This window comes from Sunxiuqinia sp. sy24, assembly GCF_052677165.1.
This window is the reverse complement of the sequence record NZ_JBQYLH010000002.1, coordinates 298,203-320,031: the sequence shown is the minus strand read 5'-3', so window position 1 is coordinate 320,031 and position 21,829 is coordinate 298,203. Positions and strand designations below refer to the sequence as shown.

Genomic DNA, 21,829 nt, shown 5'->3' with positions numbered 1-21,829 from the left:
TAGCCGCAACAAAGTTGTATTTTTGTATAATGTCTCGCCAGAATGAAAATCACACAGACTGATTTTCGTTCAAAAGTGCGAAAAAAAATCTTCACCTGATGAAAACGAAAAAAGAAATTGTTGACAATTGGCTTCCCCGCTATACGGGACGAGATTTAGAGGACTTTTCAGAATATATTCTGCTGACTAACTTTCAACTCTATGTTGAAATGTTTGCAAAGCAATTTAACGTTCCGATTTTGGGGATCAATCAGAATATGCCCAATGCCTCTAATGGCACCATTACCATTATTAATTTCGGAATGGGCAGCCCCAATGCAGCAACTATCATGGATTTGCTCAGCGCCATCAAACCCGAAGCAGTCTTGTTCCTGGGAAAATGCGGAGGCTTGAAACGCAAAAATAAGTTAGGTGACTTAATTTTGCCGATTGCCGCCATCCGAAGCGATGGAACTTCGGATGATTATTTACCTCCTGAAATTCCGGCGCTTCCTGCTTTTAGCCTGCAGCGTGCCGTTTCATCAGCCATCCGCGAAAATAGGATGGATTATTGGACGGGAGTGGTTTATACCACAAACAAGCGGGTTTGGGAATACGATGCCCGATTTAAGAAATACCTTTACAAAACACGGGCAATGGCTATCGACATGGAGACAGCCACCATTTTCACAGTTGGTTTTGCCAACCATATTCCAACCGGCGCGCTGTTGTTAGTGTCGGATCAACCCATGATTTCAACAGGTATAAAAACCGAGGCTAGTGACAAAAAAGTGACAACAAATTTTGTCAAGAAACATGTTCAAATTGGGATTGAAGCTCTTTTAGAAATAAAAAACAATGGCCGATCGGTGAAACACTTACGATTTTAAACGTTGCTTAGTATTATGGATTACCAAGATATTTTAGTCAATCTGAAGAAAAAAATCTATCACCCCATCTATTTTTTGATGGGCGAAGAAAGCTATTTTATTGATCAGATTACAGATTACATCAGCAAAAACGTGCTGACGGAAGCCGAGAAAAGTTTCAACCAACATATTTTGTATGGGAAAGACACGGATGTAAACACCATCATCACCCATGCGCGCCGATTCCCTATGATGGCCAACCATCAGGTAATTGTGGTAAAGGAAGCTCAAAACATCAAAAAAATTGAGGAACTGGAAACTTATGTCAAGGCGCCACTAAAATCAACCATCCTGGTTATCAACTACAAATACAAAAGCATTGACAAGCGAAAAAGCTTCGCTAAGCAGCTAGCCAAGAGCAATGTGCTCTTTGAGTCAAAAAAGATCTACGATAACAAATTGCCCGCATGGATCAATGGGTACTTGTCGGCCCACAACTACAGCATTACGCCGCAGGCATCAGCTATGATGGCCGAGTATTTAGGAACTGACCTGAGCAAGGTATCCAACGAGCTCAACAAACTGATCATTACCTTGCCCGAAGGAACCAAAATAGCTCCTGACCACATTGAAAAAAACATTGGGATCAGCAAAGATTACAACATCTTCGAGCTTCAGAATGCGTTATCACAAAGGAATGTATTGAAAAGCAACCAAATCATCAACTACTTTGCGGCCAACCCGTCCAGCAATCCGATTACACGCACGATCTCCAGTCTGTATTATTACTTTATGAAAATACTGACCTATCATTTCCTACCTGACAAATCGCCCAATGCCGTAGCTTCATCGCTTCAAGTTGCTCCATATTTTGTTCGCGGATACATCGACGCGGCTAAAATTTACAATCCCAAGAAGCTCGTTGCCATCATGGGTATCCTCCGCGAATATGACATGAAATCAAAAGGGTTCGGCAACGTATCCTCTTCAGCTGCTGATCTTCAAAAAGAACTAATTTATAAAATTTTACACTAGACCAATCCCTATGACTATTATCATCATCGCTGTAACCGCACTCATATCTATCCTGGCATTTAGCCGGACCGACCTGATGGATAAACTCCAGTTCAATGCCAGCAAGGTGGTCCACAAACATGAATATTACCGGCTCATCTCGCACGGCTTTGTGCACGCGAACTGGGAACACTTAATTGTTAACATGATCGTATTGCTGTCGTTTGGACGAGTCATTGAAGCTTATTTTGAATACGGGTTCGGACGAATGGCCACCGCGTACTACCTCATCCTCTATTTTGGTGGAATGATTGTTTCCAACCTGTATGCTATTTACAAGCACCGAAATAACTACTATTATAATGCAGTAGGAGCCTCAGGAGCTGTTTCTGCCGTTTTATTTGCAGCCATCTTTTTCGAGCCATGGGACAAAATTTACTTCTTCGGAATTATACCTATCCCAGGCATCGTTTTTGCCCTGCTTTACTTGGCCTACTCCTATTACATGGGGCGCAAACAAAACGACAACGTGGCTCACGACGCCCATTTCCTGGGTGCTGCCTTTGGATTTATCTACCCAATTCTACTCAACAGCGGCTTATTTCAACGCTTCATGGACAAATTATTTATGCTGATCTAATTCCAGATCACTCGTGAATTTTTGAAATACACAACTTTTTAACATCCGAGCGAATGCTTATTCAATAAAACTCAAGCCATGTCAAGCCAATTCGTTTTAATTGACAACCAATTCTCGCTGGTTTCAGAGCAGCAACTCACGCTTAACATGCTTGAAAACCGGTTATTTACGGAACACATTCGTGCCATTCGCAACCACCTCCCATTCTGGACTAAGCAACTAGAATTGATTCTCTTGAAGTTCAAACTACTCAACCAGCCGCTTCCAGAAATTCTCAAAGAGGATGGCAAAGAGCTAAAAAGGCAGCTGGAGCGTACTTTAGTCAAAAATAAATTATTCCGGAGTGCCCTCATTCACATTTACTTTTTTCGAAAAAACAAGAGCATCTCCTACCTAATCCGAACAGAACCATCAAACAAACAAGATGAAAACCTAAATTCAAGCGGACTAAAAATTGAACTCTACGACAAAATTAGGAAATCGCATTCAATACTCTCGGTACTCGATTTGGGCTCAGCTCCTTTCTGGGAAATAGTTAGGGCTGAGCGTAGCAACTCAGGCATTGACGAACTACTGCTACTCAACGCCGAAGATTCAATTCTGGAAGCTCCAGGAAAAAACATCTACGCATTAATTGGAAATACACTGTTAACACCCGCCCCCAAGTCAGGAGCTTACCTCGACCCAAGCCAACAGCTCCTCCCATTCATCTGTGATAAATTAGGGCTCGAACTACTATCGATCGAAAGAATGAAGAAAGAAATACTCTTCCAGGCAGAAGAGCTATTTTTGGTTAGCACCATTCAGGGTGTCGAGTGGATTAAAGCATTCCGACACAAACGCTACTTCAACAAAGCCACCAAACAAATTCATCAGGAATTCAACAAACAACTATTAGTTTAAGGACGGATTTTCCGGAAAATGCTCCCAAAGCATGTATTTACCGCCAATATCACGAACAGCCTGCACCCACATATCTTTGGTTTTACGATCAATCATGATTGTTTTTTCTTCTACTTCAGAGACCAGCCAGGAGTTTTCGGCTAGCTCTTCCTCTAACTGACCATTATCCCACCCCGAATAACCTAAAAAGAAGCGGATCTGGTCTGGCAAAATCAATCCATCATGAATCAATCTTTTAAGTTCTTCAAAATCGCCCCCCCAGTATATGTTATCTTTCACATGAATACTTCCCGGAATAAGCTCTCCTAAAGAATGAATAAAATAAACGGTATCGGTACTTACCGGTCCGCCGACATATACTTCTGCATCAAAATCAGGCAGGTCGCCTAAAATTTCGCCAACGGGAAAATCTATCTTTTTATTCAAAATAAAACCAATCGCCCCCTTATCGCTATGCGCTACCAAAAGCACGATGGCACGGTTAAAGTAACTGCCGGGCAAAAAAGGTTCAGCAATTAAAATCCGCCCTTTCTCCGGAGCTACGTGATTGGTTTCTATTCGAAACATATTGGTATCCAAGTTCATAATTGTTTCAATTATTATTCAATTTATAAAAAAACAATCACTAATCAAACACGTTTAGGGGATTGACCTGAAAATAGGCCAATTTTCATAGGCTCTCCTTAAGCAGCAGGATTAGAAGCAGATGATTCTCTGGTCTCTTAATAGCAGTGAAAATTCATTCTCCTTCAACAATCAGAAAAACGTCTTCCTTCTCCTTCTTCATTAAAAACTCTTCGCGGGCAAACTTCTCCAGATTCGTCAAATTGGTTTGGAGCTCTTCTATTTTTCGCTTATCCGAAATAATCTTGCTTCTTAAATACGATTCCTGCTCGGTTAGGCTAAACAATTTACGCTTATTTTGGAAATGTTGCAACAAACTATTCTCGGTAAAAAGACTAACCCATAAAACGAATACGGAAACAGCGATCCAATATTTTGTCGGCAATTTAGCCCATATGAGTGACAACATTTTCTTCATTAATCTTCAATTTTTCTTCTAACAAAAGTAACCGATATTCACCCAAAAAAAAAGGAGATGAAAAAAATCATCCCCTTTATATTGTTGAAGCCATCGTTTTTTAGTCGTTATCCGGCAAAAAGCTTGGATACATATAGTCGTGTGGTGGTACGAAATTCTCCTTAATGGTCCGAATAGAAGTCCAGCGCAAGAAGTTAAAGATCGATCCGGCTTTGTCGTCGGTACCTGATCCTCGTGCTCCTCCAAATGGTTGCTGCCCCACAACCGCTCCGGTTGGCTTATCATTGATATAGAAATTACCCGCTGCATTTTCCAATCGCTTGGTAATTTTCTCGATATTGTATCGGTCTTGCGACATGACTGCACCAGTCAAAGCATATATCGATGTGTTATCCAAAATAGTTAAGGTCTCATCCATCTTTTCATCTTCGTAAACATAGACCGTTAATACAGGGCCAAACAACTCTTCAACCATGGTCGTATAATCTGGTGTTTTGGCTAAAATGATGGTCGGTTCAATGAAATAGCCCACCGACTTATCATGATTTCCGCCAAAGATGACTTCCGCATCTTCATCGGCTTTAGCGCGATCGATAAAACCAGCCAATTTATCAAATGACGATTCATCAATAACCGCATTCACAAAGTTGGTAAAATCTTCTGGTGGCCCCATTTTCACCGTTGCCAATGCCTTGCCAACCCGTTCTTTTACATCTTTCCAGATGCTTCGGGGAACGTAGCAACGTGATGCCGCAGAACATTTTTGCCCTTGGTACTCAAATGCACCACGCACCATAGCAATAGCCAGCGCCTGACGGTCAACGGTATGATCTGCAAAGATGAAATCTTTTCCGCCTGTCTCTCCTACAATGCGTGGGTACGATTTATATTTATAGATGTTCTCGCCAATGGTTTTCCAGATACTTTGAAAAACACCCGTTGATCCGGTGAAGTGAATTCCGGCAAACTCAGGATGCTCGAACACGATTTTTGCAGCCGTAGGTCCTGACACATATACTAAATTAATAACCCCGTCGGGTAAGCCGGCCTCTTTGAAAACTTCCATAATTACTGCCGCAGAATACACCGCTGTTTTAGATGGCTTCCATACCACAACGTTCCCCATCATGGCTGGAGCTGCCGGCAAATTCCCAGCAATAGCAGTAAAGTTGAACGGTGTTAAGGCGAAGACAAAGCCTTCCAACGGACGGAACTCATTGTAATTCCAGATTCCCGGAGCTGACTCGGGTTGCATTTTATATATATCGGTCATACATTTTACGCCAAAACGCAAGAAATCAGCGAACTCGCAAGCGGCATCAATCTCAGCTTGAAAGGCATTTTTCGATTGCCCAAGCATGGTGGCTGCATTCAGTTTGTCGCGGTACGGACCGGCAACCAGATCTGCTGCCTTCAAAAAAATAGACGCTCGGTGCTGCCATCCCAGCGAAGCCCAATCCGCTTTGGCATCCAAGGCTGAATCGATGGCCATCTGCACATGCGACTCATCGCCTTGATAATAATACCCCAAGGTATGTTTTATATCATGTGGCGGTGCAATTCGTATTCGACGATCAGTGGTTACTTCTCTTCCACCAATCACCATCGGAAGGTCAACTTCTACATTTCGCAGCTCAGCAACTCTTGCTTTCAACGAAGCTCTTTCCGGAGAGCCCGGAGCATAACTCTTCACCGGCTCATTTTTTGCTACCGGCACATTAAAAAAACCTTTTGGCATAACTTTCTATTTTTAAATTCGTCGTGTATTCGCTTCTCAAACAAATCTATAGAATCAGAAAGACCTTTTTACTAATAAAAATCAGTTTTAAAAAAAGAGCCACTATATCGGCCCTAAATCTTATTAGCACTTAAAAATTACTATATTTAGTGCGATTTTTAAACGGTAGCGATTTCTCATGCTTAAAGCAATTTATCACTTCATCACCAAACCCTATCTCCTTGAATCAGGAGAAGATAAACGCAAGGCAATCGGACTTCATATTCTTCTCACGCTTGGGTTGATTTATGCGTTTGCCGACCTAATGCTATCCTTAACCGGCTATCAAATCAATGCATGTATACCAGGAGATGCAACTCTGATCACCCTCGGCCTAATTGGCTTGTATTGCCTGCGCAATGCTCGTCCTCAGTGTGCGATAAACACATTTTTCTTATTCCCGGTTGCGATTTATTTCTTTTTCATATCCTTACAATACGCCATTCTTCCAATCAAAAGCACCATCCCTTATACCGTTTGGTCATTAATCCCCGGCTTCCTTTTCCTGCTGCTTCTCAGTCGTAAAAGCGAGCAGAAACTACTCTTCTATTTTGGGATCAGCATAATCACGGTCGTTTTTCATCTATACCGGGCCGAAAGATTGGGAGAGGCTACCGGAATTTATTGGCCAACAGAGGAATTGATTCTAAACCCACTCATCATTATTTTACTGGCGTTCACAGCCGCCTTCCTGGCCTCTATCAACTTCGAGCTCAACATCAAAGAATTACGAACAAAAGTATTGGAGACCGATCAGCAAATTAATAAAACGGTAAAATCATTTCAACAAGGAGTACTGCTTTTAGAGCTCAGACGAGATGAGATGGACAATCCCTCCGGATTAAAAATCCTGAAAACAAATCCGGCATTTCAAAAAATGTTTAACGTGAGCGCACGTGAACTGCACCAGATTGATGCGGATGTGGTTTTCCCTAAAGTTTTTCGCGACTCTTTTGACTGGAACAAGTACTACCTGCATACCAAAAACAGGCAGCGAACAGAAATTTACATTGAACATCTGGATAAGTGGTTTGAAATTTTCTCCCTACAACCAGCGAATAACCAAATTGCCAGTATTTTTTACGATATCACCCATCAGCGGCAAATTATTGGCTCGCTGCAAGAAAGCCGAAAACGCTACAAGGTTCTGCTAGAGGCTATTCCTGATATCTTTTTCATAATCGACAAAGATGGAATTTATGTTGATTTTGTAATTAAAGAATCTGAGCTCATCCAGATTAGCCCAGATGACATTGTAGGAAACTCCATTTTCGAAGTTGGTTTTTCAGAAAAAATGTCCCGCAAAATTTTTCAATGTGTCCAGGATGCCATCAATCGCGACACCATTGAAACCATCGAATATGCACTGGAAGTAGAGAAAGGCACCGCCATGTTTGAAATGCGCATTGCCCGGCTAGATGATAACTCGGTCATCTCCATTGCTCGCGATATTACGAAACGAAAGATTGCAGAAATCAGACTGGAAGAGGCGAAGCTAAAGGCAGAAGAAGCAGATCAACTAAAGTCGGCTTTTCTGGCCAATATCTCACACGAAATACGGACGCCGATGAACGCTATCATCGGTTTTTCAAAAATGATCGGCTCGCCTGATTTTGACATGGAAGAGAAAAATCGCTTTATCGAAATCATTACAAGCAATGGAAAACTATTGATGGAAATGATCAATGATATGATCAGCTTGTCAAAAATTGAAAGTCACCAGGTAACAGTCAAGGAAGGCTTTTGTAAAATCAATGATCTAATGGTTGAGCTCTACCGCGAATACAGTTTTGACCTGGCATCAAAACCTACCCGGATCAAACTAAGCAACCAAAATGCCAACCCTAAATTTGGGGTTACCACCGACAAATACCTGCTCAACGAAATTTTACGAAAACTGCTGGATAACGCAGTGAAGTTCACCAATGAAGGAGAAATTGAATTTGGCTACAAAATGGAGAGTAAAGACACCATCCAGTTTTTTGTGAGAGACACGGGCATCGGGATTAACGAAGAACAGATTATTCGCATCTTCGAACGCTTTCACCAAATAGATAATAAGACAACCCGAAAATACGAAGGGTCGGGGCTCGGACTGGCCATTGCTCAGCACTACACCGTTTTACTAGGCGGAAAAATTGAGGTAAAATCAGAAATTGACAAAGGGTCGATTTTTCATTTCAGCATTCCCTTTAAAAATGGGGATGGAACCTTACAAATCGTTCGCTAAAAGTCAGCTTTCAGTAGCTGATAGCCTACCAACTGATCAAATCGACCGGACATTCCCCGGTAATAAACAAAAACCTGATACTCATTCTCTGTTTCGTAATGACTTCCTTCAATCACAGAGGCATCAGCCATTTGTGAACCTTCAGAAACATAAACATATTGGTAATTGTAATAGCCCTGCTTAAGCAACAAAGTAAGTTCATAGGCAGTCTGGTCATAATTCCAGCTCATTTCATTGCTCTTATTAGCATTCCAGTCCGTTAAGGCACCCATAACATTAACTGTTCCACCAACGAGCTGAGTCTCCAGCGGCAAGGTGAAGTGCACAAAGAAATAGTCGCATTCCGTATCATAATCATCCACCCGATCCTGACTTTCAACCACAAAATTCCCATTCATTTCCTTGTAGCCAAAATACTTTTGATTGGAGCGTAGCTGATCTGTAAGCAAGGTCACGTGATAATAGGGCCGGAAGAAACTAAACGCTTCCACGTTTTCGCCATTATACTTTCTGGTTCGGATATCAAAGTACCGGTACTCATTTCCTCCCGGGAATACGTTTTCCTGATCGTAATCGTAGACCAATTCATTCTCTCGAATAAACAAAGGCTTCAGGTCCCGGATAGCCGTATCCCATCGCCGATTTTTCATCACCACCACTTTCACCTCTTCACGCGGATTAATCAAGTTCAAATTCTCATGATAAATTGTAAAATCAACTTCCTGATTATCGCCTTTAAAGGGATCGAAAGTGGCTCGTTTTACACGCCCACTTATCCGAACTTTGGGCTGTAGAACCTGAAAGCGACGCGTTAAAACAAGTTTCTCCTTATCCTGATCTTCATAAACGACTAAGGCATAATTTCCCGATTGGGTAATCTGAACCTGCTCATTTGGTATTCGAATCAAGTAATTGATATATGTCATCGTGGTATTAAAACTGAAAGCATAATCATCTACCTGATTCTCATAAAAACCATTCAAATAATCATTCTGCAGCAGGAACGATTCATGCCAATCGGCATCACAATGAACGATGGTGTAATAATAGTTTTGAGCTTCACCCTGAAGGTCATCAAACTTGAAGATGAGATTGGCTTCAGCTCCAAGCTCATAGATGGGGTGACTCAATTCAAACCCCTCGCGAAAGGCTTGCACTGTCTTGATTTCATCACTAAAAACAGCGTTCTGGTAGTAGTACTCACTCCCGTCTTGAGCCCAAGAATTTAATGTAAAAATAACGCATGCTTTTATGATGATAATTCGGAAGAAAGCTCTCATTTGTTTTATCTTTTTCAGGCTATATTCAACATTACAGGCCGAAAACATCCCATATCACTCTAATCGCTCAAAACGGTGAACGAACAAACGTATTTAAATATTTCAATTCATCTAACTTTATGTAGCAAAGATTGTGAAAAGTTTTTTAAATACGTACTTTTGCCACCCTAAATAATAACTACAACAAGGGATTACAATGTCAAAGCATTTTAAATTGAAACGCGGATTCAACATCCGGTTGAAAGGAGCTGCCCAAGCGGTTCTGGAGGATGCTCCCGCACCGAAATCAATCGCTTTAAAGCCCACTGATTTTCCAGGCTTAACGCCAAAATTAAGTGTGAAAGCTGATGCCCAGGTTAAAGCTGGTGATGCCCTCTTCTTCGACAAATACAATCCTGAGATTTTATTTACTTCTCCTGTCAGTGGCACCGTTCAGGCGGTGAACCGTGGAGAACGCCGTAAGATTTTAGAGATTGTCGTTGAACCTGATGGAAAAAATGAGCACTGTGAATTCACTAAAGCTGATCCGTCCAAACTATCTCGTGAAGAGATTCGTGATCAACTTCTAAAAAGTGGTTTGTGGCCATTCATCAAGCAGCGTCCGTATGGCGTTTTGGCAAAACCATCGGATGTACCGAATAACATTGTTATTTCGGCCTTCGACTCGGCGCCACTCGCTCCGGATTACGAGTTCTTGTTTTCGAAAGAGAAAGCTGCACTTCAAACAGGAATTGATGCGGTCAGCAAGCTGACGGATGGTAGCGTTTATTTGGGACTTGCTCCCGAACAAGCCTCGGGTGTTTTTGCCTCACTGAAAAATGTAGAGACAAACACCTTTAGTGGTCCGCACCCGGCAGGTAATGTTGGCGTTCAAATCAGTAAAGTTTGTCCGATTGGAAAATCAGACCTCATCTGGACGATGACACCACAGACGCTTGTCTTTATTGGTCGCTTGTTTGAGAATGGCAAAGTTGATTTCAGCAAAACCATTGCCATAACAGGTTCCGAGGTAAAAGCTCCCAAGTATGTCAAAACAATCCAAGGAACACGCATGGAAGATCTTTTGAAAGGCCAAACCAAAGGTGAGGTAAATGAAAGAATCATCAGCGGAAATGTATTAACGGGTTCCAAGGTTGAAGCCGACAGTTACCTGGGTTATTTCGACCAGCAAATTACGGTTATCCCTGAAGGCGATGAATACGAGTTTTTGGGATGGGCTGCCCCCGGCGTTGATAAATTCTCTGCCAGCAAAGCCTTCTTCTCAAAACTCCTTCCCAAGAAAGAATATGTACTGAATGCGAATCTGCATGGAGGTGAACGCGCTTTTGTTATTTCCGGACAATATGAAAAGTTCCTTCCGATGGATGTCCTTCCAGTGCACCTGTTGAAAGCCATTTTGGTTAATGATATTGACAAGATGGAACAACTCGGGATTTACGAGGTGATTGAAGAAGACCTTGCCTTATGCGAATATGCATGTACCTCGAAAATTAAAGTACAGGACATTCTGCGCGAAGGAATTAATTCGATGATTAAAGAATTAGGATAACCATTCTGGTTGCTTGAAACAAAACAGATAATTCAATGAAAGCGTTAAGAAACTTTTTTGAAAAGACGAAACCACATGTACAGAAAGGCGCCAAATTCCATTGGCTGCATTCGACCCACGATTCTTTCTTTACATTGGCCTTCGTTCAGAAAAATACATCCAAATCAGGAACTCATATTCATGATTATATTGATTTGAAAAGAACCATGGGAATCGTGGTTCTCGCTCTTGTCCCAGCTTTATTGATGGGAATGTTCAATGTAGGATACCAACATTTCGGTGCTCTGGGCCAACTGGGAACAACTGGCTTTTTCGACATTTTCCTTTTCGGACTGTTGAAAGTATTGCCCGTGATCATCGTCTCCTATGTTGTTGGACTGGGAATCGAGTTCATTTTTGCTCAAATCCGAGGACACGAAGTCAACGAAGGCTTTCTGGTTTCCGGGATGTTAATTCCATTGGTTATGCCAATCAACACTCCGTTGTGGATGATTGGAGTCGCTACTGCCTTTGCCGTCATTATCGGTAAAGAAGTATTTGGCGGAACAGGAATGAATATCTGGAACCCTGCATTAATTGCAAGGGCTTTCCTATTCTTTGCTTACCCGGCACAAATGTCTGGTGACTCCGTTTGGATTTCGGCCAGTGGGATCGACAAAATGGCTGACGGCTTTACCGGCGCTACGCCCATGGCTGAAGCCGTATTGGGTAATACAGACTTAAATGTTTGGAATGCCTTTGTCGGACTAATTCCCGGATCAATCGGAGAAACATCTACGCTAGCCATTTTGATTGGAGCAGCAATATTGATTATCACCGGAATTGGTAACTGGAAAATCATGCTCTCAACAGTATTGGGAGGTCTGTTTATGGGTATTTTACTCAACATTTTTGCAGTAAACGCCTATATGGCCATGCCTTTCTGGGAACACCTGATCATTGGAGGCTTTGCCTTTGGTGCCGTCTTCATGGCAACCGATCCGGTATCAGCCGCTCAAACAGATCGTGGTAAATGGATTTACGGGTTCTTAATTGGAGTACTTGCCATACTGATCCGTGTAGTTAACCCCGCCTATCCGGAAGGAATGATGTTAGCCATCTTACTGATGAATACCTTTGCTCCACTGATCGACCACTATGTTGTGCAAGGCAATATCAAACGTCGTTTTAAACGTGTTCAACAGAGCGCTTAATCCCTTAAAGTAAAAAGAAATGGATAGAAACAGTAATGTTTATACATTTATATATGCCTCCGGAATGGTGATCGTGGTTGCTGCAATCCTTTCAATTGCTGCAATCAACTTAAAACCATTTCAGGATAGGAATATTGAAATAGAGAAAAAGCAAAATATCCTGGCTTCTATTAATATTGAAGCCGATGCTACCAATGCTGAAGATATTTATGCAGAGAAGATTGTCAACAGCTATATCGTTAATTCCAAGGGTGAGAAAGTAGACGGAGATGCCTTTACCGTTGATCTGAAAAAAGAACGTTCGAAGCCCGTTGAGAAGCAAGAGCTTCCAGTATTTGAATGCCAGATCGATGGAGGCGTAAAGTACATTGTTCCCTTACGTGGAGCAGGACTCTGGGGGCCTATTTGGGGTTACTTATCGCTAGAGTCTGACATGTCGACTATCTACGGAGCATCCTTTGATCATCAAGGAGAAACTCCGGGATTGGGAGCCGAAATATCAACCGATGCGTTTGAAGTTCAATTCAAACACAAAGAGATTTATGAGAATGGCAAACTGGTATCCATTACCGTTGCTAAGTCTAATGAATCAGCTCCAGAACAGCACAAAGTAGACGCAATATCAGGAGGAACGATTACATCCAAAGGGTTAGAGAAAATGCTATTGGATGACTTGAGCTCCTATACTGCCTTTTTCAACCAGAAAAAATAAAAGAAAATGAGTGATAGAGACCCTTTATTTTCAAAGAAAAACCTGAAACTGCTCAGCGATCCGCTAAACAGCAGTAATCCAATTACCGTTCAGGTGCTTGGGATCTGTTCAGCCTTGGCTGTTACAGCTCAATTGAAGCCTTCGGTTGTGATGTCTTTATCAGTAATGGCGGTGTTGGCATTTGCCAACGTTATTATCTCCTTACTGAGAAACACCATTCCCAACCGGATCCGGATTATTGTACAGCTGGTTGTTATTGCTGCCTTAGTAATCGTCGTTGACCAGATTCTGAAAGCCTTTGTTTACGATGTTAGCAAACAATTATCAGTTTTTGTCGGATTAATTATCACCAACTGTATTATAATGGGACGTTTGGAAGCTTTTGCGCTGGGTAACAAACCCTGGCCTTCTTTCCTCGACGGACTTGGCAACGCAGCAGGTTATGGCGCCATTCTGATTATTGTTGGTTTTGTACGCGAATTATTTGGCTCTGGAAGTATCTGGGGTTTCAAAATAATCCCGGCCAATTGGTACATCGAAAACGGTGGCTTTTATGCCAACAACGGAATGATGATTTTGCCCCCGATGGCGTTGATTACCGTAGGAATTATTATCTGGGTTCAGCGTAGTCGTAACCGTAAACTGATTGAAGAATAATCCGCAAAAAGAAAAGAAATTATGGAAAACCTGATTAATTTATTTATCAAATCCATCTTTATTGAGAACATGGTATTTGCCTATTTCCTGGGCATGTGTTCTTACCTGGCGGTATCCAAATCAGTAAAAACAGCTACCGGTCTTGGGCTGGCTGTCATCTTTGTTTTGGGAATTACCGTTCCTGTTGATTACTTATTGGAAAACTATGTTTTGAAAGAAGGCGCACTGACTTGGTTGAGCCCGACTTTCGCTGCTGTCGACCTAAGCTTCCTTAGCTTTATCATGTTTATTGCTGTAATTGCATCCATGGTACAGCTGGTAGAGATGGTTGTTGAAAAATTTGCTCCCGTATTGTACACGCAGCTTGGTATTTTCTTACCACTAATTGCTGTAAACTGTGCTATTTTGGGAGGTTCTCTGTTCATGCAGCAAAAAGCTTTCCTCAATATTGGCGAAGCCTCTGTTTATGGTTTAGGCTCTGGCGTGGGCTGGTTCCTGGCTATTGTTGGTATTGCAGCCATTCGTGAAAAAATAGAATATTCTCATGTTCCGGCTCCCTTGAAAGGTCTTGGAATTACGTTTATCGTTACCGGATTGATGGGATTGGCATTCATGGGATTCATGGGAATAAAACTATAATCAGATAAAAAATTCAGAACAATGATATTTTTAGCAACTCAAACTACAGTCGTTATTACCAGTATCGCTGTCTTCCTGTTGATGGTGATTCTCTTAGTATCGATCTTGCTGTATGCGAAGAAAAAGCTGACTCCCTCCGGAGTTGTCAAGGTTAACATAAACGAAGGCGACACCGTATTGGAAACCAATCCAGGAGACACCTTGCTGACCACGCTGGGGAACAACAAAATTTTCCTTCCGTCAGCCTGTGGTGGTGGTGGTACTTGTGCCATGTGCCGTTGTCAGGTTGTTGATGGCGGTGGTTCAATCCTGCCAACAGAAACCGGCTACTTTACCCGTAAAGAGCAAAACGACAATTGGCGTCTGGCTTGTCAGGTAAAAGTAAAAGAAGACATGGAGCTACAGATTCCTCAGGAAATTATGGGAATCAAGAAATGGGAATGCGAAGTGATCTCGAACAAGAATGTGGCGACTTACATCAAAGAGTTTGTGGTCCGTTTGCCGGAAGGTGAAACCCTGGATTTCAAATCAGGTGGTTATATTCAGATTGATGTTCCTAAAATCGATGTGGATTTCAAAGACATGGATGTGGATGATAAATTCCGCCCCGAATGGGAACAATTCAACCTGTTCGACCTGAAAATGAAGAATCCGGAACCAACATTCCGTGCCTATTCTATGGCCAACCACCCTGCCGAAGGAAACATCGTCATGCTGAACATACGGATTGCAACACCTCCGTTTGACCGTGTGAATGGTGGATTCCAGAAAGTAAATCCAGGAATTTGTTCTTCTTATATTTTCTCACGCAAACCAGGTGACAAAGTAACCATTTCAGGTCCTTACGGAGAATTCTTCCTGAAAAAGAATGACAATGAGATGATGTTTATTGGTGGTGGTGCCGGTATGGCTCCTATGCGTTCTCACCTGTTCCACCTGTTCCATACCCTTAAAGAATCGAATAAGAAAATCACATTCTGGTACGGTGCACGCTCCTGGAGAGAAGTTTTCTATTACGACCAGTTTAAAGCTATCGAAGAGAAGTTCCCGAATTTCTCCTTCCACTTGGCCTTATCTGATCCACAACCCGAGGATAACTGGGAGGGACCTACCGGATTTATCCACCAGGTTATTCACGATATGTACTTGGGGAAACATGAAGAACCCGAAGAAATTGATTACTATCTGTGCGGACCACCGATGATGAACGACGCCGTTCAGAAAATGCTTTACGATTTAGGCGTTCCAGATGAAAACATCATGTTTGACGATTTCGGTAGCTAATTCACGATCGCATAAAATACAAAAGAGCTTTCAACCCTAGTTGAAAGCTCTTTTTCTTTGGGACTGTTGCTAGCAGAGGCAAAATGAAAATTAGGTTGAGTCATCTAAGTTTCACTTGAGGAGGAATCCTGTCATCTGCTTGGGATCTCCAGGAATTTGTTACCCTCGATATTTGAGTGCCGCACTCACGAGGCTTGAGCAAATCACACAGGACTCCAATGTTAACAGTCACCAATCCTGTTCTGCTGGCACAATTCGATGCCGAGCTGTATGAATAACCTTCAAGCTTTCTCTTCACCAGAAAATATTTCAGCCTATTTATCACCAACATCAGAATTAAGTTTATACTTCCTACTCACTCTATTTATAGCTTTTGTATAACGAAAGGATTGAATACACTTTAATGAAATCCAGAGGCCTTTGATTATTTAGTATATAGTTGTTTTCACAAAACAACCACCCTAAACTTAGCTCCCTGCAACCAAACAGAAAGATCCAGATCATCACATTGCGGTGTATTCCTTGGATGAGGATGCTTGCCAGCAGCACCCGCGATTATAGTTCTTCCGAAAAGCAAAACAATCATTAACGAACTAAAAACTAATTTGAAGCTACTCTTAGCTTGTGTGTTTAACATTAATCCACTGAATCGATCATAAACAACTCGTTATAAAAACAAAGAAACATAAAACACGTCTTTTTATAGAGATTGTTTTTATGTTTCCCCTATTACCGATCTTAGTCTCCTAATTCTTCCATCTTAAAACGTACGATTTCAGGAGATTGATGTTCATCGTGCATAATATCTTCAATTTCTCTTACAATATCCGGATACTCTGAAGCAATATCATTTTGCTCCTGAATATCATCTTCCAGGTTATAAAGTTCAATGGTCATGTTTCCTTTCTTAATATTATTTCGGATGCCCTTCCATTTTCCCATCCGTACAGCTTGTTGTCCGCCATAGGCTGGAAACTCCCAATACAGATGTTGATGAGATTTCTGTTTTCCGCCTATTAGTTCAGGTAGAAAACTGATTCCATCTGTATCTTCAGGGGCATCAATTCCGGCAATATCACATAAGGTTGGTAAAACATCCCAAAAAGCTGAGACATGATCAGACTCTATTCCTGGCAATATCGTTCCTGGCCAGGAAGCAATCATTGGCGTGCGTATTCCTCCTTCATGGGTAAATCCTTTTCCCCATCCATATTCACTCTTAAATGGACCTCCACTATTAAACCATGGAGAATCTGTTCCTCCATTATAAGTCGCTCCGTTGTCAGAGGTAAAGACGATTAGTGTATTGTCGTAAATGCCCAAATCTTTAAGCTGTTTAACCAATTTCCCTACATTCTCATCTAAATAAGAAACCATAGCAGCATAAGCGGCATGAGGATAGCGATGTGGATAATAGCCTTTATCTCCAAGGTAAGGCTCCTCATCTCCAAACTTTTCCACATAATAATCAACCCATCTTTGAGGAGCTTGTAAGGGAGCATGAGGAATTGGTGTTGCCCAATACATAAAGAATGGATCATTCTTATTTTCGGCTATAAATCCGGTTAATTCAGCAAACATTACATCGCATGAATAGTTCTGCAAATCATACTTCCTATAACTATTCGTATCAAACGGATCAGCTCCTTCATCTAATTTGGTACTCGGAGCAACCGTATCATTTCCCAAATACAATCGTGACCCATTTTTATATAAATGGACAGGATAATAGGTATGTGCCTGACGCTGACAATTGTACCCAACAAAGAAATCGAATCCCATTTTGGTTGGAATGCTATGCGTATTAGGAGCCCCCAATCCCCATTTTCCAACCATGCCTGTTTTGTATCCGCCTTGTTGCAACATGCTTCCAATTGTATTGGTGCCTGCTAACATAGGACGCTGTCCTTCCAGTGTTGAATCGGCCAACTGAGCTCTGTAATTCCAAACATCACCTCGCTCATTCCATTCATCATTTCCACGGATTTGCGCATGTCCGGGATGTTTGCCGGTTAACAATACACATCGTGATGGGGCACAGACAGGAGCTCCTGCGTAGTGTTGTGTGAATTTCATCCCATTCTGGGCCAGCGCATCGATATTGGGAGTTTCAATTAATTCCTGTCCAAAGCATCCCAATTCTCCATATCCCAAATCATCCGCAAGGATGTAGATGATATTGGGTTTCTGAGTTACTACTGTTTTTGATGAATTGGAGCATGAAGCTATACTCAAACCAAGAGATAACAAAACAAAACTTCCTTTACGCAGCTTTATATTCTTAATTATTTGATTCATTTCTTCTTACTTGTAGTTCATTCGGAGGATTATTGATTGACCGAAAGTTCATTCTTGTAATTCCCAATTTTGTCCAATTTCACATTACCTGCTTTTGAAACAGAAATCGGAGCCTCTTTTAACTGCCATACTTTTCCTTCATAGGTAATGCTGCCCATTTGATCTTTCTGAAGTGATAAGCCTGCTTTCTTCAAAAAAGGGAATAAATCTTCGCCAACGGCAATTGATATATCTTCCACCATTTCATCCCAAGTTAGGCGATGTTCAGGAGTATTCTTCCAACGATTGTGCTGAACATATTTCCAACGGGGATACCAAGTAGGACCATATCGATCATCTAATTTCTGCCAAATCCACCAGGTTTTTGTCCAGTCTTTACCTTTACCAAAATCCTTGCGAAGTTTCTCATTTTCATAATGCGTTACTAAATCCAGCTGGTCGCCGGTCGGATCAAATTCGAATAGTTTATTGCATTTTTTTACCGGATAGTCACGAAGATTCTGCTCAAACCATGCATCAACTTTCCCTTGAAACCAGCCGGCATGAGCTTCTCCGCGATTAGGAATTGGTGTTATACCTGCCACTTCTCCTTCTTCATTTACAGGACCATGCATGGTGTGTGCCAGTTCATGTGCAAAAATGGATAATATTCCCATTCCAGAAAGGCTTATTATGCCATTCTCCTTGGGTTTAAATGCATTTACAGCCCAACCTCCACCTCCTCCAGAAGAGAGAATTAAATACATGGGCTCCAAGGTAGGCTTCGAAGGTAGCCATCCCTCGACTAATTCTTTAGCCTTAGGGATATCGTTTTCTACTGTTTTTATAAGTTCAGGCTTTTGATTGGCAGCATAAAACAAAACAACATCGTTAAATTGCTTTTCCAATTCAGGATAAATACCTCCGCCACCACCCCCGGAAATCGGGTATCGGGCATCGCCTCCAACCGGCTCTTTCCCCTGCGCCACTTTTGATATTGTCGAATTCAGCAATTCATTTTTCAGCAAATTCTCTTCTTTCTCCTGACGCTTTGTAGATAGGAGTTCATCATGCCCATAAATTGCAATGTGCCCTTTCCCATATTTACGATACACGGCAACTGGCAAGTTATTTTCTCCTTTTTGGCTGGGCTCCCAATCATCGCTGTGTTCAATGACTGCATAAGAAGTTTCTCTATAAGTGTCTTTTTGGGCTGATATTTTGGCGTCAAACCGCTCACATAATTGATTTAATGACCAGCCATCTGCCACATCCTCCGTTTTAGGTGGAACTCCAAAAATAATTAATCCACCACCATGATTCACAAAGTCAACAAGGGCTTCCTGTTCCTCGGGGAGGTATTCTTGTGCATTAGGATCGCTTTGATGCGTAATAATAACATTGTAGCTGAAGTTAGGATGCCAGGCAAAGGGGTAAATTCTATTCTCTTCATCCCATTTTACCCTCACTCGGCTTTTGCCTTCAGGATTCAAGACAGAATGAACAGAAGCCTGACTACCTATTGCACGATAGCCCAAACGATTCAACCTTTCGGGTAATCCCCACAGTGTGACGAATTTGCATTGATGAACCAGATCGATCATTACATTGATACCCTTATCGTTTTTAATATCCTGAATAGGCAAAGGATACTTTTGAAATACTTCGACAGGGAGGGTTATGCCGGCCTGCCAGGATTGGTCAATCTCAGAATCTGAAATTACCTTAGTTTGTTGTGTGGCATTGTTGCATCCGAAAGCAACTAACATCAGACTAAAAAAAATGGCTATTCTACAGTTCAATTTCATTTTAACAACGATTTAAATATTGAAATAAAGGCTTTCTATGGGATTTAGAAAGCCTTTTATTTTTTATGCCTTTTGGAAAATTAGAGATACATCTACTAACCCAAAATCTCCCACTTATTATCGTTAATCCAGCTTTTTTGAATATGGAATTTTCATTTTGATATCCCAGGTTCCTGAATCATTGATTTTAATACCCCAGCGAATGTAGGCCTGACAAAGAATGTTGCCAGTAGCTTCGTTTGTTTGGTATTGAGTCCAGTCATGCGCGCCTTTATCTGCTTCATACGCTTCTTTGTCCACCGTAAAAGCATCACGAGTGGTAATGTAATACATTAAATAAGAGCTGTTACCAGAGTAGCTTCTACCAAACTGAGGAAACGGAGGTGCAGGAAGCGAAAAAGTAGTACTCGTCTCGCTGACAATGGTTTCCGTCGAATTATCATGAAAGTTTTGAAGAAATGTAGCTCCTGATGGGTAAAATACAACCTTTGAAGGGCTCAATGGCTGATCCTGGCTATCTGCAATAGTCATGTTTACCTTAATCCCCAGCTTGGGTTCTTCGCTTACCTTTACTACAGTAATATACGGATGAGTTCCATCAAGCACACTAGGCACCCCTGCATCGAAACCATTGCTAATTGATGACGTATAGAGTGCATTCAACCCTCCATCATTCTTGACCAGATTAATTCTTGAGCGCATTTCAACAGGAAACTCAACCGGCTGAAATTTCTCTAGCTTAACGATCACAAAATCATCTAACTGACGTTCTCCTCTAACATTCGAGACATTAACATCAACTGAAAAAACTTCATTACTTGTATTCTCGATATGCTTAGTAGCCTGGGTGAATGCCATCTCGCCACTAACCTCGTTAATAAGGATACTAGGCTTATTGGCTAATTCCAGTTTGGCTTCTGCTAAGGCCAGCGTCGTATCAGTAAAAGGATTAAAAGCCTCTTTCCAAATCAATATCTCTTTCGGTTCAAATAGAGCATCTGTTGAGTTGCCATCTTCATCTTTAATATCAGTAATTTCCCAGTGCAATGGATAAGTAGATCCTTCAGCCGCCGGAGCCGCTGAAGTCATAAACACTCCACGAGGAACAAAAATGGTATCCTCCAAGGCGTGAATATTATCACTAATATAGCCTACTTCCGGCTGAGTACAGGAAGCTACCGACACTGCGATAAATATAAAATATAGTATTCTTTTCATTTTCGTTTTCATTTAAAAATTTTGTCATCCATCTCGATCAATTTGTTACAATATTAGAGAGGGACGTCATCACAAATCACCTATTCATCAATATCAAAATTAAACAAGGTATGTGATCCCTGTAGCACATGAATAATCCCATTTGTTGAAATAATATTTGAGGTTCTGACAATTACCCGGGTATCGTTGGTAACATTGTCCCATTCATCCCATTCATCCCCATCTTTATAGGTATAATAGACATATCCAGGGGCTGAGCTCAATTGATCACCATATCCGGTTTCACCATCCAGCTGCGGTTCAAGAGAAATTCTCCGTTGTTCGCCATTTATGGCTGTGTAGATCGCTCCCTCTTTTACCAAGTCATCACGCGTAATTCTTTCGGGAAAAATATAGCCGCCCATATACTTCGTTAAAGTATCAGTAGGAATATCATTTATAGTGTATTCGGCAAGCGGATCTTCTTTTCGGAGTTCAGTCAAGACCTTGTCAACGTACCTTCTTACAGAGAGATTGTTGGCAACAAAAAGCGTTGAGTTCCCATTGACTTCATCGGCTAATCCGGCACGATCGATTAAGATCGCTACAGTGTCCAATTGTGGATGAGATTTAATAAACTCCATGGTGGTCATTTCAACCTTGGCATCACTGACACCTCCATCGACCAGATAATCATTCTGCTCACATGAGAATAAGGCAAAAACAACGGCTACTATTAATATTAACTTTTTCATTTTCTATGCTTTAGTGTTTTAAAT

The 21,829-nt window shown here is 41.6% G+C and carries 19 protein-coding genes; 11 read left to right on the top strand and 8 right to left on the bottom strand.

Going from position 1 to position 21,829, the window contains the following annotated elements:
- Positions 1-98: 98 nt before the first annotated feature.
- The 4 genes from ACUNWA_RS03540 (at position 99) to ACUNWA_RS03525 (ending at position 3,405) form a co-directional block, all read left to right on the top strand.
- On the top strand, positions 99-869 hold the full coding sequence (locus ACUNWA_RS03540; RefSeq protein ID WP_445590502.1) for an AMP nucleosidase: 771 nt from the start codon (positions 99-101) through the stop codon (positions 867-869).
- A gap of 15 nt (positions 870-884) precedes the next feature.
- Positions 885-1,883: a DNA polymerase III subunit delta gene (gene holA / locus ACUNWA_RS03535; RefSeq protein WP_445590501.1), complete on the top strand. Its 999-nt coding sequence runs from the start codon at positions 885-887 to the stop codon at positions 1,881-1,883.
- 10 nt (positions 1,884-1,893) lie between these two features.
- A complete protein-coding gene (locus ACUNWA_RS03530; protein WP_445590500.1) occupies positions 1,894-2,502 on the top strand; it encodes a rhomboid family intramembrane serine protease in 609 nt (202 codons plus the stop codon).
- A 78-nt stretch (positions 2,503-2,580) separates the two neighbouring features.
- Complete coding sequence (locus tag ACUNWA_RS03525; protein ID WP_445590499.1) at positions 2,581-3,405, top strand: aminotransferase class IV; 825 nt, start codon at positions 2,581-2,583, stop codon at positions 3,403-3,405.
- Here ACUNWA_RS03525 and ACUNWA_RS03520 read toward each other — a convergent pair.
- The 3 genes from ACUNWA_RS03520 to pruA form a co-directional block, all read right to left on the bottom strand.
- The gene (locus ACUNWA_RS03520) at positions 3,397-3,972 is read right to left on the bottom strand and encodes a YqgE/AlgH family protein (RefSeq protein WP_445590498.1); all 576 of its coding nucleotides are present in this window, start codon (positions 3,970-3,972) and stop codon (positions 3,397-3,399) included. The genes ACUNWA_RS03525 and ACUNWA_RS03520 overlap by 9 nt on opposite strands.
- Before the next feature lie 172 nt (positions 3,973-4,144).
- Positions 4,145-4,447, bottom strand: coding sequence for an FtsB family cell division protein (locus ACUNWA_RS03515; protein WP_445590497.1), 303 nt, complete (start codon positions 4,445-4,447; stop codon positions 4,145-4,147).
- 100 nt (positions 4,448-4,547) lie between these two features.
- Positions 4,548-6,185: an L-glutamate gamma-semialdehyde dehydrogenase gene (pruA, locus tag ACUNWA_RS03510; RefSeq protein WP_445590496.1), complete on the bottom strand. Its 1,638-nt coding sequence runs from the start codon at positions 6,183-6,185 to the stop codon at positions 4,548-4,550.
- Between the two features lie 178 nt (positions 6,186-6,363).
- Between pruA and ACUNWA_RS03505 the strand changes: the two genes are divergently transcribed.
- Positions 6,364-8,454, top strand: a complete 2,091-nt coding sequence (locus tag ACUNWA_RS03505; RefSeq protein WP_445590495.1) for a PAS domain-containing sensor histidine kinase — start codon at positions 6,364-6,366, stop codon at positions 8,452-8,454.
- Here the strand turns inward: ACUNWA_RS03505 and ACUNWA_RS03500 are convergent.
- Complete coding sequence (locus ACUNWA_RS03500) at positions 8,451-9,734, bottom strand: type IX secretion system plug protein (RefSeq protein WP_445590494.1); 1,284 nt, start codon at positions 9,732-9,734, stop codon at positions 8,451-8,453. The two genes, ACUNWA_RS03505 and ACUNWA_RS03500, sit on opposite strands and share 4 nt — an antisense overlap.
- Positions 9,735-9,930: 196 nt before the next feature.
- Between ACUNWA_RS03500 and ACUNWA_RS03495 the strand changes: the two genes are divergently transcribed.
- Genes ACUNWA_RS03495 through nqrF form a run of 6 tightly spaced genes read left to right on the top strand, consistent with a single transcriptional unit; the run spans position 9,931 to position 15,768 of the window.
- On the top strand, positions 9,931-11,283 hold the full coding sequence (locus ACUNWA_RS03495; protein ID WP_445590493.1) for a Na(+)-translocating NADH-quinone reductase subunit A: 1,353 nt from the start codon (positions 9,931-9,933) through the stop codon (positions 11,281-11,283).
- A gap of 35 nt (positions 11,284-11,318) precedes the next feature.
- Complete coding sequence (locus ACUNWA_RS03490) at positions 11,319-12,476, top strand: NADH:ubiquinone reductase (Na(+)-transporting) subunit B (RefSeq protein WP_445590492.1); 1,158 nt, start codon at positions 11,319-11,321, stop codon at positions 12,474-12,476.
- Between the two features lie 19 nt (positions 12,477-12,495).
- Positions 12,496-13,188 (top strand): NADH:ubiquinone reductase (Na(+)-transporting) subunit C, encoded by a 693-nt coding sequence (nqrC, locus tag ACUNWA_RS03485; protein ID WP_445590491.1) that lies wholly within the window; start codon positions 12,496-12,498, stop codon positions 13,186-13,188.
- 6 nt (positions 13,189-13,194) lie between these two features.
- A complete protein-coding gene (locus ACUNWA_RS03480) occupies positions 13,195-13,845 on the top strand; it encodes an NADH:ubiquinone reductase (Na(+)-transporting) subunit D (RefSeq protein ID WP_445590490.1) in 651 nt (216 codons plus the stop codon).
- Positions 13,846-13,866: 21 nt separating this feature from the next.
- The gene (gene nqrE, locus ACUNWA_RS03475; RefSeq protein ID WP_299581371.1) at positions 13,867-14,484 is read left to right on the top strand and encodes an NADH:ubiquinone reductase (Na(+)-transporting) subunit E; all 618 of its coding nucleotides are present in this window, start codon (positions 13,867-13,869) and stop codon (positions 14,482-14,484) included.
- A 21-nt stretch (positions 14,485-14,505) separates the two neighbouring features.
- Positions 14,506-15,768 (top strand): NADH:ubiquinone reductase (Na(+)-transporting) subunit F, encoded by a 1,263-nt coding sequence (gene nqrF / locus ACUNWA_RS03470; RefSeq protein ID WP_445590489.1) that lies wholly within the window; start codon positions 14,506-14,508, stop codon positions 15,766-15,768.
- A 738-nt stretch (positions 15,769-16,506) separates the two neighbouring features.
- Here nqrF and ACUNWA_RS03465 read toward each other — a convergent pair.
- From ACUNWA_RS03465 to ACUNWA_RS03450, 4 genes are all read right to left on the bottom strand, one after another.
- A complete protein-coding gene (locus ACUNWA_RS03465; protein ID WP_445590488.1) occupies positions 16,507-18,066 on the bottom strand; it encodes an arylsulfatase in 1,560 nt (519 codons plus the stop codon).
- 29 nt (positions 18,067-18,095) lie between these two features.
- Positions 18,096-19,853 carry a hypothetical protein gene (locus ACUNWA_RS03460; protein WP_445590487.1) on the bottom strand — a complete coding sequence of 586 codons (1,758 nt, stop codon included), beginning with the start codon at positions 19,851-19,853 and terminating at the stop codon, positions 18,096-18,098.
- Positions 19,854-19,976: 123 nt separating this feature from the next.
- On the bottom strand, positions 19,977-21,071 hold the full coding sequence (locus ACUNWA_RS03455; RefSeq protein WP_445590486.1) for a hypothetical protein: 1,095 nt from the start codon (positions 21,069-21,071) through the stop codon (positions 19,977-19,979).
- 80 nt (positions 21,072-21,151) lie between these two features.
- A complete protein-coding gene (locus tag ACUNWA_RS03450; RefSeq protein ID WP_445590485.1) occupies positions 21,152-21,805 on the bottom strand; it encodes a fasciclin domain-containing protein in 654 nt (217 codons plus the stop codon).
- Positions 21,806-21,829: the final 24 nt, after the last annotated feature.

Excerpts from the sequence above, each read along its gene's own strand:
- ACUNWA_RS03540 (WP_445590502.1), top strand. The coding sequence starts at position 99 with ATGAAAACGAAAAAAGAAATTGTTGACAATTGGCTTCCCCGCTATACG.
- holA (WP_445590501.1), top strand. The coding sequence starts at position 885 with ATGGATTACCAAGATATTTTAGTCAATCTGAAGAAAAAAATCTATCAC.
- ACUNWA_RS03530 (WP_445590500.1), top strand. The coding sequence starts at position 1,894 with ATGACTATTATCATCATCGCTGTAACCGCACTCATATCTATCCTGGCA.
- ACUNWA_RS03525 (WP_445590499.1), top strand. The coding sequence starts at position 2,581 with ATGTCAAGCCAATTCGTTTTAATTGACAACCAATTCTCGCTGGTTTCA.
- ACUNWA_RS03520 (WP_445590498.1), bottom strand. The coding sequence starts at position 3,972 with ATGTTTCGAATAGAAACCAATCACGTAGCTCCGGAGAAAGGGCGGATT.
- ACUNWA_RS03515 (WP_445590497.1), bottom strand. The coding sequence starts at position 4,447 with ATGAAGAAAATGTTGTCACTCATATGGGCTAAATTGCCGACAAAATAT.
- pruA (WP_445590496.1), bottom strand. The coding sequence starts at position 6,185 with ATGCCAAAAGGTTTTTTTAATGTGCCGGTAGCAAAAAATGAGCCGGTG.
- ACUNWA_RS03505 (WP_445590495.1), top strand. The coding sequence starts at position 6,364 with ATGCTTAAAGCAATTTATCACTTCATCACCAAACCCTATCTCCTTGAA.
- ACUNWA_RS03500 (WP_445590494.1), bottom strand. The coding sequence starts at position 9,734 with ATGAGAGCTTTCTTCCGAATTATCATCATAAAAGCATGCGTTATTTTT.
- ACUNWA_RS03495 (WP_445590493.1), top strand. The coding sequence starts at position 9,931 with ATGTCAAAGCATTTTAAATTGAAACGCGGATTCAACATCCGGTTGAAA.
- ACUNWA_RS03490 (WP_445590492.1), top strand. The coding sequence starts at position 11,319 with ATGAAAGCGTTAAGAAACTTTTTTGAAAAGACGAAACCACATGTACAG.
- nqrC (WP_445590491.1), top strand. The coding sequence starts at position 12,496 with ATGGATAGAAACAGTAATGTTTATACATTTATATATGCCTCCGGAATG.
- ACUNWA_RS03480 (WP_445590490.1), top strand. The coding sequence starts at position 13,195 with ATGAGTGATAGAGACCCTTTATTTTCAAAGAAAAACCTGAAACTGCTC.
- nqrE (WP_299581371.1), top strand. The coding sequence starts at position 13,867 with ATGGAAAACCTGATTAATTTATTTATCAAATCCATCTTTATTGAGAAC.
- nqrF (WP_445590489.1), top strand. The coding sequence starts at position 14,506 with ATGATATTTTTAGCAACTCAAACTACAGTCGTTATTACCAGTATCGCT.
- ACUNWA_RS03465 (WP_445590488.1), bottom strand. The coding sequence starts at position 18,066 with ATGAATCAAATAATTAAGAATATAAAGCTGCGTAAAGGAAGTTTTGTT.
- ACUNWA_RS03460 (WP_445590487.1), bottom strand. The coding sequence starts at position 19,853 with ATGAAATTGAACTGTAGAATAGCCATTTTTTTTAGTCTGATGTTAGTT.
- ACUNWA_RS03455 (WP_445590486.1), bottom strand. The coding sequence starts at position 21,071 with ATGAAAAGAATACTATATTTTATATTTATCGCAGTGTCGGTAGCTTCC.
- ACUNWA_RS03450 (WP_445590485.1), bottom strand. The coding sequence starts at position 21,805 with ATGAAAAAGTTAATATTAATAGTAGCCGTTGTTTTTGCCTTATTCTCA.